This is a genomic window from Chelatococcus caeni, assembly GCF_014196925.1.
Lineage (GTDB): Bacteria > Pseudomonadota > Alphaproteobacteria > Rhizobiales > Beijerinckiaceae > Chelatococcus_A > Chelatococcus_A caeni.
Genome location: NZ_JACIEN010000001.1, coordinates 930,960 through 943,090, shown reverse-complemented (window position 1 = coordinate 943,090; position 12,131 = coordinate 930,960). Strand labels below are relative to the sequence as shown.

11 protein-coding genes and 1 pseudogene are annotated in these 12,131 nt (G+C 69.5%); 1 reads left to right on the top strand and 11 read right to left on the bottom strand.

Going from position 1 to position 12,131, the window contains the following annotated elements:
* Position 1: 1 nt before the first annotated feature.
* On the bottom strand, positions 2–541 hold the full coding sequence (locus GGR16_RS04545; RefSeq protein WP_019401176.1) for a ubiquinol-cytochrome C chaperone family protein: 540 nt from the start codon (positions 539–541) through the stop codon (positions 2–4).
* A 189-nt stretch (positions 542–730) separates the two neighbouring features.
* Between GGR16_RS04545 and GGR16_RS04540 the strand changes: the two genes are divergently transcribed.
* Positions 731–1,150 carry an outer membrane protein assembly factor BamE gene (locus GGR16_RS04540; RefSeq protein ID WP_019401177.1) on the top strand — a complete coding sequence of 140 codons (420 nt, stop codon included), beginning with the start codon at positions 731–733 and terminating at the stop codon, positions 1,148–1,150.
* Positions 1,151–1,223: 73 nt separating this feature from the next.
* Here the strand turns inward: GGR16_RS04540 and GGR16_RS04535 are convergent, their stop codons facing one another.
* The 10 genes and pseudogenes from GGR16_RS04535 to GGR16_RS04490 all read right to left on the bottom strand — a co-directional run bounded on the left by GGR16_RS04535 (position 1,224) and on the right by GGR16_RS04490 (position 12,052).
* Positions 1,224–3,347: a sodium-translocating pyrophosphatase gene (locus GGR16_RS04535; protein WP_019401178.1), complete on the bottom strand. Its 2,124-nt coding sequence runs from the start codon at positions 3,345–3,347 to the stop codon at positions 1,224–1,226.
* A 200-nt stretch (positions 3,348–3,547) separates the two neighbouring features.
* Positions 3,548–4,750, bottom strand: a complete 1,203-nt coding sequence (locus tag GGR16_RS04530; protein WP_183315819.1) for an MFS transporter — start codon at positions 4,748–4,750, stop codon at positions 3,548–3,550.
* Between the two features lie 23 nt (positions 4,751–4,773).
* On the bottom strand, positions 4,774–5,769 hold the full coding sequence (thiL, locus tag GGR16_RS04525) for a thiamine-phosphate kinase (protein ID WP_183315818.1): 996 nt from the start codon (positions 5,767–5,769) through the stop codon (positions 4,774–4,776).
* Positions 5,770–5,776: 7 nt separating this feature from the next.
* Entirely contained in the window at positions 5,777–6,241 is a 465-nt protein-coding gene (gene nusB, locus GGR16_RS04520; protein ID WP_019401181.1) for a transcription antitermination factor NusB, read from the bottom strand.
* Complete coding sequence (ribH, locus tag GGR16_RS04515) at positions 6,238–6,732, bottom strand: 6,7-dimethyl-8-ribityllumazine synthase (protein ID WP_019401182.1); 495 nt, start codon at positions 6,730–6,732, stop codon at positions 6,238–6,240. Before ribH ends, nusB begins: the two co-directional genes overlap by 4 nt.
* A 102-nt stretch (positions 6,733–6,834) precedes the next feature.
* Positions 6,835–7,482, bottom strand: coding sequence for a riboflavin synthase (locus GGR16_RS04510; RefSeq protein ID WP_183315817.1), 648 nt, complete (start codon positions 7,480–7,482; stop codon positions 6,835–6,837).
* The gene (ribD, locus tag GGR16_RS04505; protein WP_183316338.1) at positions 7,482–8,594 is read right to left on the bottom strand and encodes a bifunctional diaminohydroxyphosphoribosylaminopyrimidine deaminase/5-amino-6-(5-phosphoribosylamino)uracil reductase RibD; all 1,113 of its coding nucleotides are present in this window, start codon (positions 8,592–8,594) and stop codon (positions 7,482–7,484) included. The genes GGR16_RS04510 and ribD overlap by 1 nt, the downstream gene beginning before the upstream one ends.
* Positions 8,595–8,597: 3 nt before the next feature.
* Positions 8,598–9,148, bottom strand: a pseudogene (gene nrdR / locus GGR16_RS04500) (transcriptional regulator NrdR); the annotation flags it as partial.
* A 24-nt stretch (positions 9,149–9,172) separates the two neighbouring features.
* Complete coding sequence (glyA, locus tag GGR16_RS04495; protein WP_055460582.1) at positions 9,173–10,477, bottom strand: serine hydroxymethyltransferase; 1,305 nt, start codon at positions 10,475–10,477, stop codon at positions 9,173–9,175.
* A 294-nt stretch (positions 10,478–10,771) separates the two neighbouring features.
* Positions 10,772–12,052 carry a L,D-transpeptidase family protein gene (locus GGR16_RS04490; RefSeq protein ID WP_183315816.1) on the bottom strand — a complete coding sequence of 427 codons (1,281 nt, stop codon included), beginning with the start codon at positions 12,050–12,052 and terminating at the stop codon, positions 10,772–10,774.
* Positions 12,053–12,131: the final 79 nt, after the last annotated feature.

Below are 12,131 nucleotides of genomic sequence, written 5' to 3'. Positions count from 1 at the left end.
TTCATGTCCTTTCACCGAATCGCGCGGCAGGCGGGAACGGAGCCGACTGCTGCAGCAGGGAATCGAAATTGAGTCCGTCGAGATGCGCCGCGCTCGCCCGCACATAGGCGGCCAGCGCGGCGTGGCGCTCGGCGGGTTCACCGAGACGAACCGCCAGGAGACGCCGCAGTTCCGTCTCGTCATCGGCATCGACGGCGGCCGCATAGCGCCGCATGCGGTCGTTGAAGATGCCGGCGAGCGCCTTCATGCGCTTGGGCACGGCAAGGTCGCTGGTGCCGAGCTCGCGCAGCGCGCGGTCGAGCTCGCGGAACATCACGTCGACCAGATCCTGCCCGGCATCCGGCGCCGGCGCCGGCAGCGCGTTGAGCCGCCGCACGATGAGCGCGACGTGCAGCGCCAGCGCCTCGAAGCGGCCTTCCGCCGTATCGGGAAAACCGAGCTCCAGGAACAGGGCGGGCTGGCGCGCCGCCCCGGCGACCCGTTGATAGAGGTCCTCGATGACGTCGTTGGGACGCCGGCGACGCAGAAAAGACAAGATCATGCGGACCTTCTTAACCTTCTCACCACGCCTTGCAAAAGGCCCGCGTGCGCGCTACGGCATCGGCGGGTCCCATCGCAAGTCCGGGGCGGAGCCCCCGGTCCCATAACACAGGTGGACGGTATGGCATTGCGAAAGTCTCTATCTTTCCAACGCATCGCGGCGCGTTGTTTCGTCGGCGCGACATTGGCGATGGGGCTCGCAGCCTGCAGCAGCACCACCGAGACCCTGACCAAGGGCTATGTGATCGACGAGCGCGTCGTGGCCGAGATGAAGCCCGGCACGAGCGTTGAGAAGGTGCTGGAGCGGATGGGCACGCCCTCCACCGTCTCGACGGTCGGCAACAAGACCTTCTACTACATCAGCCAGACCTTCGAGCGCCCGGTGCAGTTCATGCGCCCGCGGCTCGTCGAGCAGCGCGTGCTCGCCATCTATTTCGACAGGAACTTCAAGATCGAGCGTGTCGCCAACTACGGCCTCAAGGACGGCGTGGTGTTCGACTTCATCACCCGCACGACGCCCACGAGCGGCTCGGAGCTGTCGCTCATCGGCCAGTTGCTGCGCGCGACGGGCAGCGGCGGCGGGCCGAGCTTCAACCCCTTCGGCGCCTGAGCGGCGCCTGCCGGGAACAGGAAACCCCGCGGCAGCGATGCCGCGGGGTTTTTCTTTTGCGCGCGACGCTTCCCTACATATGCGCGAGGATCGCCAGCAGCAGCAGGGCGACGATGTTGGTGATCTTGATCATCGGGTTCACGGCCGGGCCGGCGGTGTCCTTGTAGGGGTCGCCGACCGTGTCGCCCGTCACGGCCGCCTTGTGCGCATCCGAGCCCTTGCCGCCGTGGTGTCCCTCCTCGATGTATTTCTTGGCGTTGTCCCAGGCGCCGCCGCCCGAGGTCATCGAGATGGCGACGAAGAGGCCGGTGAGGATGACGCCGAGCAGCATGGCGCCGACGGCCGCGAAGGCATTGTTCTTGCCGGCGATGACGAGCACGACGACATAGGCGACGATGGGCGAGAGCACCGGCAGGAGCGAGGGGATGATCATCTCCTTGATGGCCGCCTTGGTCAGCATGTCGACGGCGCGGCCGTAGTCCGGCCTGTCCTTGCCCTCCATGATGCCGGGCTTCTCGCGGAACTGGCGCCGCACCTCCTCGACCACGGCGCCGCCGGCCCGTCCCACCGCCGTCATGCCCATGCCGCCGAAGAGGAACGGCAGGAGGCCGCCGAACAGCAGGCCGACGACGACATAGGGGTTGGACAGGGAGAAATCGACCGAGACGCCCGCGAAATAGGGAAAACGCTCGGCATTGGCGACGAAGAAGTTGAGGTCCGAGGTGTAGGCGGCGAAGAGCACCAGGGCGCCGAGGCCGGCCGAGCCGATGGCATAGCCCTTGGTGACGGCCTTCGTCGTGTTGCCGACCGCATCGAGCGCATCGGTGGACTTGCGCACCTCGCCCGGCAGGCCGGCCATCTCGGCGATGCCGCCGGCGTTGTCCGTCACCGGGCCGAAGGCATCGAGCGCGACCACGAAGCCGGCGAGCGCCAGCATCGCCGTGACGGCGATGGCGATACCGAAGAGGCCGGCGAGCGAATAGGTCGCCACGATGCCGGCCACAATGACGAGGGCGGGCAGCGCCGTCGACTCGAGCGAGACGGCGAGGCCCTGGATGACATTGGTGCCGTGGCCGGTGACGGAGGCCGCGGCGATGGACTTCACGGGCCGGTAGTCGGTGCCGGTGTAGTACTCGGTGATGATGACGATGAGGGCCGTGACGACGAGGCCGATGGCCCCGCACCAGAACAGATCGCCCGCCGTGAAGCTGGTGCCGCCGCCGGTGGTCAGCGTCGTGCCGAAGCCGCCGAAGATGAGCCAGGTGACGATGGCGAGCGCGACGAGCGACAATACGCCCGTGGCGATGAAGCCCTTGTAGAGCGCGCCCATGATCGACTGGTTGGCGCCGAGCTTGACGAAGAAGGTGCCGATGATGGACGTGACGATGCAGACGCCGCCGATGGCGAGCGGGTAGAGCAGCACGGAATCGAGCACCGGCTGGCCGGCGAAGAAGATCGCGGCGAGCACCATGGTGGCGACGATGGTGACGGCATAGGTCTCGAAGAGGTCCGCCGCCATGCCGGCGCAGTCGCCGACATTGTCGCCCACATTGTCCGCGATGGTCGCCGGATTGCGCGGATCGTCCTCCGGGATGCCGGCCTCCACCTTGCCGACGAGGTCGCCGCCGACGTCCGCGCCCTTGGTGAAGATGCCGCCGCCGAGACGAGCGAAGATCGAGATAAGAGAGGCGCCGAAGCCGAGCGCCACGAGCGCATCGACCACCGTGCGGTCGGCGACGGTGAGGCCCATCGCCTGCGTCAGCACCGTGTAGTAGCCGGCGACGCCGAGAAGGGCGAGGCCGGCGACGAGCATCCCCGTGACCGCGCCGGACTTGAAGGCGAGGTCGAGGCCCGCCGCAAGGGAGCGGGAGGCCGCCTGGGCGGTGCGCACGTTGGCGCGCACCGACACGTTCATGCCGATGAAGCCGGCCGCTGCCGAAAGAACCGCACCGATCGCGAAGCCGATGGCCACCGTGAGCCCGAGATACCAGGCGAGCGCGAGGAAGAGCACGACGCCGACGATGCCGATCGTCGAATACTGGCGCCGCAGATAGGCCTGGGCACCTTCACGGATGGCACTCGCGATTTCCTGCATGCGCTGGCTGCCGGCATCGGCCGCCATGACGGACTGAATGGTATAGATGCCGTAGACGATAGAAAGCGCGCCCGCGGCTATGATCAAAATCAGTGCGGTCATTTTTCCATCCCTAGTGAGCGGGAGGATTGCACGCACAGTTTCCGGCCGTACGGCCGGATGGCCGACGTCTCACCCCCCGAGCCTCGCCATTTTCTGGGGCTCACGCTGAGGTGAACAAAAAAACCGGGCCAAAGCAAACGACTTTACGTGGCGCAGCCCGGCTTTTTTCTGTTTGGAGGCGTTTTGGGCCGTTTGATGCTTCAGGCGGAGACCTGGCGCGCGCGCAGCCGGGTCACCAGTTCCTGCGCACCGATCATCACGAGGACGAGCGTGACGAGGGGGAAGACGATCCAGTTCACCGTCTCCCAGCCTGCGACGTCGAGCAGCTTGCCCGAGGAGAAGGAGGCGACGGCAACCGTGCCGAACATCAGGAAGTCGTTCGCGGCCTGCACCTTGGCCCGCTCCTCCGGGCGATAGCATTCGGTGACCATGGCGGTCGCGCCGATGAAGCCGAGGTTCCAGCCGACGCCGAGCAGGACGAGCGCCAGCCAGAAATGCGCCACCGCCAGCCCCGACAGGGCGACGCCCGCGGCCGCGGCGATGAGCAGCAGGCCGAGGGCGGTGGTGGCGCTGTGGCCGATGCGGTTGATGAGCCGGCCGGTGACGAAGCTCGGCCCGAACATGGCGAGCACGTGCCACTGGATGCCGAGCGTCGCCTCCCCCACCGTATGGCCGCAGCCGACCATGGCGACCGGCGCGGCCGTCATCACGAAGCTCATCAGGGCATAGGTGACGGTGCCGGCGCTGACGGCCACGATGAAGCGCGGCGCCCGCACGATCTGCCACAGGGGCCGGCCGCCGCCATGGGCAGCCGCCGGCATCGGCACCGGCCGCAACATGAAGAGGATGGGCAGGGCGATGAGCGCGAGCGCCCCCTGGCCGAGGAAGCTGCCGACGAACGGCGCCTCGGGGAAGAGGTCGCGCGTGTGGATCGCGACCTGCGGCCCGATGACCGCTGCCATGAGCCCGCCCACCATGACGAAGGAGATGGCTCGCGGACGGAAGGCGAAGCTCGCCCCGTCCGTGGCCGCGAAGCGGTAGCTCTGGACGAAGGAGGAGTAGTTGCCGGCGAGGAACGTGCCGAGGCAGAAGATCAGGAAGGCGCCGACATAGATGCCGCCTGCCGCGACGAGCCCCGCGAGCGCACCGAGGACCGCCCCGACGACATAGCCCGAGCGCCGGCCGAGGTGGCGCATCAGCATGGCGGCGGGGATGGTGCCGGCGGCGACGCCGAGATTGAACAGGCTCACCGGCAGGGTCGCCAGCGCCTTGTCCGGCGCCAGCCATACGCCGATGATGCCGCCGAGCGAAACGACGATGGGCGGGCTGGCGGCACCGAAGGCCTGGGCTCCCGCCAGAATGATCGCGTTGCGCCGGGCGAGCCTGTCGTCGATCTCAACCACCGTCCGCCCTCGCTTCAACCGCCTCAGAAATGCCCGTACGAGCCCCGGGCGAACTGCCGCTCGCCCGCCCCGTCGCGGATGGTCAGCCCGCCACCGGCGGCGCCCACGGTCCCGATCCGGGTCAGCGGCGTGCCGGCACTGCGGGCAGCCTCCACAAGCCCATCGATTCCGCTCTCGGGGACCGTGCAGAGGATTTCATAATCGTCGCCGCCCGTCGCGATGGCTTCGACGAGGGTCTCGTCTGCGCCGAGCGCAGAGCGCGCGGCGGCGGACAAGGGCAGAAGCGCAAGGTCGATCTCGCCGCCGAGCCGGGCGGCACGCAGCATCTTGGCGAAATCGCCGACGAGACCGTCGGAAACGTCCATCGCCGCCCGCGCATTCGCCCGGACGGCCGCGGCGAGATTGGTCCGCGGCCGGGGGTGGAGATAGCGGTCGACGAGGTGGCCCCGCTCCTCCTCCGTCAGGGCCGCCGCCCAGGCGCCGCCTTTGCCGGCGTGGAGCGCGAGGCCGAGCGCGGCATCGCCGATGGTGCCGCTGACGAGCACCGCGTCACCTTCGTGCGCACCCGTGCGCGGCACCATCGTGCCCTGCGGCACGGCACCGAAGGCGGTGATCGACAGCGTCAGGGGCCCGGGCGTCCGCACGGTGTCGCCGCCGAGCAGCGGACAGCCATAGGCCGCCGCATCCTCGCCGAGGCCGGCGGCGAAATCGGCCATCCACCCCTCCGTCCAGCCGGGCGGCAGGGCAAGGACGAGCAGGAAGCCGCGCGGCGCGGCCCCCTTGGCGGCGAGGTCCGAGAGATTGACCCGCAAGGCCTTGCGGGCGATGGACGCCGGCGGATCGTCCGGCAGGAAGTGCACCCCGGCGACGACGGCATCAACCGTCAGGACGAGTTCCTCGCCCTCCGGCAGCGACAGGAGCGCCGTGTCGTCCCTGAGGCCGAAGCCGCCCTCCCCGGCGAGCGGCGCGAGGAAGCGCGCGATCAGCTCGTCTTCGCTGAAGGGTGAGCCGCCCGCCATGCCCGCCTCAGGGGCGCGCCGCGAGCTCGGCCGCCCGGACGCTGCGCGCCAGCGCGTCGAGCACGGCATTGACGAGGCCCGGCTCGTCCTCGTCGTAGAAGGCGCGGGCGACGTCGACATATTCCGAGATGGTGACGCGGACCGGGATGTCCTTGCGGAAGAAGAGCTCGTAGGCGCCGGCGCGCAGCACGGCCCGCAGCACCACCTCGACGCGCTTCAGCGGCCATCCCTTGGCGAGCGCCTCGTCGAGGCGGCGGTCCACGAGCTTCTGCTCGCGCACCACGCCGGCGATGAGGTCGCGGAACAGGTCCACGTCGGGCGCACGGAAGGTGACGCCCTCGATCTCGCGGCCGATCCAGTGGTTCTCGAACTCGGCGACGGCCTCCATGACACCCGTGCCGGCGATGTCCATCTCGTAGAGCGCCTGCACGGCGGCGAGCCGGGCGGCGCTGCGCATCTCGCTGCGGCTCATCGCAATACCTCCGCCAGCGCCCGCTTGTGGCGCAGCACGGCGAGCGCCGCCTCGGCCGCGCCGCCGCCCTTGTTCATCTCCGCGACACGGGCGCGGGCGAAGGCCTGCGCCTCGTTCTCCACCGTCAGGATGCCGTTGCCGAGCGGGATGCGGCGCGAAACCGACAGGTCCATCAGCGCGCGCGCGCTCTCGCCGGCGACGATGTCGTAATGGCCGGTCTCGCCGCGGATGACGCAGCCGAGCACGACCACCGCATCGAAGGGCCGGCCGGCGGCCTCGGCCGCATCGAGCGCGATGGCGACCATGGCCGGAGCCTCGAGCGCACCGGGCACGGTGATGATGTGGCTCTCGGCGCCGGCCTCGGCGATGGCGGCGCGCGCGCCGGCCAGCAGTTCGTCGGCGAGTTCGTCGTAGAAGCGTGCCTCGACGACGAGGACGCGGGCGCCCGGCAGGGGCGCAGCATGGAGTTGGGCTTGGCGTGGACCGGCCATGATGTTCTTTTCGTCTTGCGCGGCGGGAGGGAAACCCGCCCGGACAGTCGGGACAGCGGCCGTTGCGACCGCGGCTTCGTTGATCAGGAAATCTTGCTCGCGTCAGTACCCCGCCGCTCGCGCCTCCGCAAGGCGGGCGGCATAGCGCGCCATCAGATCGACCTCGATGTTGAGCGCGTCGCCCACCTTGCGATCGCGCCACGTGGTGACCGCGATGGTATGCGGGATGAGCAGCACGGAGAAGGTGTCATCGGCAACGCCGTTGACGGTCAGCGACGTGCCGTCGAGCGTCACCGAGCCCTTCTCGGCGATGAAGGGCGCGAGCGCGCGCGGCGCGCGCACCGTCACCCGGGCGCTCGGCCCCCAGGGATCGTCCGCCCCACCGGTCTCGGTGATGTCGTCCCAGCCGACGATCTCGCCGACACCGTCGACGTGGCCGGTCACGATATGGCCGCCGAGCTCGTCGCCGATCTTCAGCGCCCGCTCGAGATTGACGCGCGTGCCGGCCTGCCAGCGCGGCACGGTGGTGCGCGCCAGCGTCTCGGCGGCGCAATCGACCTCGAACCACGAGCCGCCCTCGCGCGGGCCCACCGCGACGACGGTGAGGCACGGACCGCCGCAGGCGATGGAGGCGCCAAGGGCGATGCCGGCCGGATCGTAGGCGGAATGGATGCGCAGGCGCCTCAGCGTGCCCTGGAAGTCCTCGGCGGCGATCACCTCGCCCACATCCGTCACGATGCCGGTGAACATCAACGCGTCCTTTCCCAAAAGGCCAGATGGTCCTCGCCCGCCAGAGCCTCGCCGAAGCGCACGAGCGCGCCCTCGCCCGCGAGCGCAGCCGCGAGCGCCGGGCCGAGCGCGGCGATGCCTGCCTCGTGCCCGTCATAGGCATGGCTGGCCGTGATCAGCGTCACCTCGTCGACGAGATCGGCCCTCGCCAGCGCTTCCGCAAGGGCCGGCCCGCCCTCGCACAGGATGCGCGTCAGGCCGAGGCTGCCGAAGAGCTGCAGCATGGCGGCAAGATCCACCCGCCCGTCCGGCCCGGCGGCGACGCGCATGACCTCCACGCCGGCAGCACGCAGCACCTGCTCCGCCGCGATCGGCGCGTTCTCCGTGGCGACGATCCAGGTCGGCCACGCGCTCGCCGTCCGCACGAGCTCCGCCGTCGCCGGCGTGCGCAAGGCGCTGTCGACGACGATGCGCAGGGGCGACTGCTCGTCCATGCCCGGCAGCCGCACGGTCAGCTGCGGATCGTCGGCGAGCACGGTGCCAACGCCGACCATGATGGCATCGGCATGGGCACGCATCAGGTGCACCCGGTCGTTCGCCGCGCGGCCGGTGATCATGAGCCGCGTGCCGGGCCGGGCGGCGATGCCGTCCACCGTCTGCGCCAGCTTGACCTGCACGGCGGGCCGGCCCTCGGTGACGCGCAGGAAGTGCCCGCGATGCTGGCGGAAGGCCTCCGCCTCGCCGAGGCCGATCTCGACGGCGATGCCGGCAGCGCGCAGCTGGGCATGGCCCTGGCCGCGCACGCGCGGATCGGCATCCTCGATCGCCGAGACGACCCGGGCGATGCCGGCCTCGACGATGGCCTGGGAACAGGGCGACGTGCGGCCGTGGTGGGAGCACGGCTCCAGCGTGACATACATGGTCGCGCCGCGGGCCGCCTCGCCGGCCCGGTCGAGCGCCACGCGCTCGGCATGCGGGCGCCCGCCGGGATGGGTCACGCCGCGCCCGACGACGAGCGGGCCCGCGGCCGTGGAAGCCACGATGACCGCACCGACGGAGGGGTTGGGGGCGGCATGGCCGAGGTTGCGCGCGCCGAGGGCGAGCGCCGTCGTCATGAAGCCCGTATCGAGCATCTCTCGGGAACGCGCAGACGGCGCGGCGGAGAAGGCTTCCGGCGCGGCCGCTGGTCCGGGCACGGTCAACTTTCCTCGTGCTCCCGCCTGAGGGGAATGATCTCCCCCCCGGCCAGCTCGCCAATGATCTCCTCGAAATCCTTGGCCTCGCGGAAATTGCGATAGACCGAGGCGAAGCGGACATAGGCCACGCTGTCGAGGTTGCGCAGCCCTTCCATGACGAGTTCGCCGATCTTCTCACTCGGGATCTCGGTCTCGCCGGAGCTCTCGAGCTGGCGCACGATGCCGTTGATCATGCGCTCCACCCGCTCCTCGTCCACCGAGCGCTTGCGCAGCGCGATGGAGACGGACTGCATCAGCTTGTCGCGGTCGAAGGGCACGCGCCGGCCCGAGCGCTTCACCACCATGAGCTCGCGCAGCTGGACGCGCTCGAAGGTCGTGAAACGCCCGCCGCAGTCGGGACAGATGCGCCGCCGGCGGATGACCGAATGGTCGTCCGTCGGGCGCGAGTCCTTCACCTGCGTGTCGAGGTTACCGCAATAGGGGCAGCGCATGGCGCGTCTCCGGCCGTGGCGGCCTCAGGGATAGATAGGGAACCGCCGCGTCAGCTCGTGAGCCTTCTCGCGCACGGCATTCTCCACCGCCGCGTTGTTCTCCTCGCCGTTCTTGGCGAGCCCGGCGAGTACCTCGCCGATGAGTTCGCCGACACGCCTGAACTCGGCGACGCCGAAGCCGCGCGTCGTGCAGGCCGGGGTGCCGAGGCGGATGCCGGAGGTGATCGTCGGCTTCTCGGTGTCGAAGGGCACGCCGTTCTTGTTGCAGGTGATGTGCGCGCGGCCGAGCGCCGCCTCGGCCGCCTTGCCGGTGAGGCCCTTGGGGCGCATGTCGACGAGCATCAGGTGGTTGTCCGTGCCGCCGGAGACGACGGCGAAGCCCGCCTCCACCATCGTGTCGGCGAGGACCTTGGCGTTCTCCACCACCGAGCGGGCATAGACCTTGAACTCGGGCCTGAGCGCCTCGCCGAAGGCCACCGCCTTGGCGGCGATGACGTGCATGAGCGGGCCGCCCTGCAGGCCGGGAAAAATGGCGGAATTGATCTTCTTGGCGAGGTCCTCGTCATTGGTGAGGATCATGCCGCCGCGGGGCCCGCGCAGCGTCTTGTGGGTGGTCGTCGTCACCACATGGGCGTGCGGGAACGGCGAGGGATGCGCCCCGCCGGCCACGAGCCCCGCGAAATGGGCCATGTCGACCATGAAATAGGCGCCGACAGCGTCCGCGATCTGGCGGAAGCGGGCGAAGTCCCAATGGCGCGAATAGGCCGAGCCGCCGGCGACGATGATCCTGGGCTTGTGCTCGTGGGCGAGGCGCTCGACCTCGTCCATGTCGACGCGCTGGTCGTCCTCGCGCACCGTGTAGTGCACCGGGCGGAACCACTTGCCCGACATGTTGGGCTTGGCCCCGTGCGTCAGGTGCCCGCCCGCGGCGAGGTCGAGGCCCATGAACACGTCGCCCGGCTGGGCGAGCGCCATGAACACGGCCTGGTTGGCCTGCGAGCCGGAATTGGGCTGCACATTGGCGAAGCGGCAGTCGAACAGGCGGCAGGCGCGCTCGATGGCGAGCTCCTCGGCGATGTCGACGAACTGGCAGCCGCCGTAGTAGCGGCGCTTGGGATAGCCCTCGGCATATTTGTTCGTCATCACCGAGCCCTGCGCCTCGAGCACCGCCCGCGAGACGATGTTCTCGGAGGCGATAAGCTCGATCTCGGTCTGCTGGCGGCCGAGCTCGAGCGCGACGGCACGGGCGATCTCGGGGTCGGCATCCGCCAGCCCGGCCGAGAAGAAGCTGTTGGACAGATGGGACGGAACGGCGTTGCTCGCGCTCATGGCTTCACCTCGACTTCAGGTCACCTGATCCGGGTCACCGACGATCGGGGGCCGCCCGCCTCCCGAGGCGCTGGACGGGACGTCCAGCCGGGGCGCAAGCCTTTCGTGTGATGACCTACGATATGGGGGCGGGTCCTCGCGTCCCGCACGAGAGGTGCATAACACTTCGCTCGGCGGGCGCCAACAGGCGCGGGACGCTCAACGGCGTCGCACCCGCTGCATGGACGGGCGCGGGCCGCAAAAGCAAACGGCCCGCCGAGGGGCGGGCCGTTGTTCGGGAACCGGGACGGGAGGTCAGTTGACCGGTTCGGTCTCTTCCGCCTGGGCCGCGGCCATCACGTTCTGCACGCCGAGGCCGTCGCGGTTGTAGACGTCGTCGCGGAACTGCACGATGCCGTCCGGCGACGCCCAGGCGGTGATGTAGGTCCAGTAGACGTTCACCGGCCTAGCGAGGCGGGCGTCGATTCGCTCGCCCGAGGCGATCGCCTGGTCGATCGCCGCGCGATCCCAGCCGGACGTCTCCTTGAGCAGCCAGGTGATGTAGTCGCGCACGTTCTGCACGCGCACGCAGCCCGACGAGACGAAGCGGAAGTCGTCGCCGAAGATGCCCTTGGCCGGCGTGTCGTGCATGTAGACGCCGTGCGGGTTGGGAATGTTGATGCGCACGAAGCCCATCGAATTGAGGTCCGCGCCGGGGTCCTGGCGGAACATGTAGCGCGTGGCCTCGTCGGAGTTCCAGTTGATGCTCTGCGGCGGAACTTCCTGACCCTGACCGTTGTAGACGCGGATCTTGTTGTCCGACAGGTAGCTCGGGTCCTGCCGCATCTTCGGGATGAGATCCTTGCGGATGATGGAGGCCGGCACCGTCCAGAACGGGTTGAAATTGATCTCGGTGATCTTGGCGTTCATGATCGGCGACTGGCGGTCGATCTTGCCGACGCCGGCGGCGTGACGGCTGACGACCTGCCCGCCCTCGACCGTCTCGACGAGCGCGGCCGGGATGTTGACGATCACGTAGCGCTCGCCGAGGTCGCCCGACAGGGCGCGCAGGCGCACCAGATTGATCTCGAGCTGGCGCAGGCGGGTATCGACCGGCACGTTGAGCGCGGAGATGGTCGGCCCGTTGACGACGCCCGTCGCATTGAGGCCGTGCCGCGCCTGGAAGCGCTTCACCGCGGCCTCGACATAGGTGTCGAACACCGGCGAATTGCCGGCGGACGGCTCGAGGTCGCCGGACAGGATGAGACGCTCGCGCAGGGCGACGACGCCCGGGCCCTTGGCGCCGACGCGCAGCCGCTGGTTGGACGACACCTGGCCCCAGCCGCCACGCGCCGCGATGTCGCGATAATGCGCAATGGCCTGCTCGGTGCCCGTGATCGCCTCGTGCGAGACGGTGGGCATGAAGGAGCGCTGCACGCGGATGCGCGGCGCCGCGTCGTAGCCCTGGCTCCACTCGGCCTGCGAGGCGATCACCATCGGCTGCTGGGCGGCGGCCGGAGCCGACAGGGCGGCACACGCAACGGCGACGGCACCGGCGAAGGCGGAGGCATTGAGTTTGGAAACCGTAATGCGCACTGGCGGGATCCCGATCGTCGAATTCGCTCTGACTGCCGGCGGCGCGCAAGAACGCCGCCACATCGCCGCCCGTACGGAC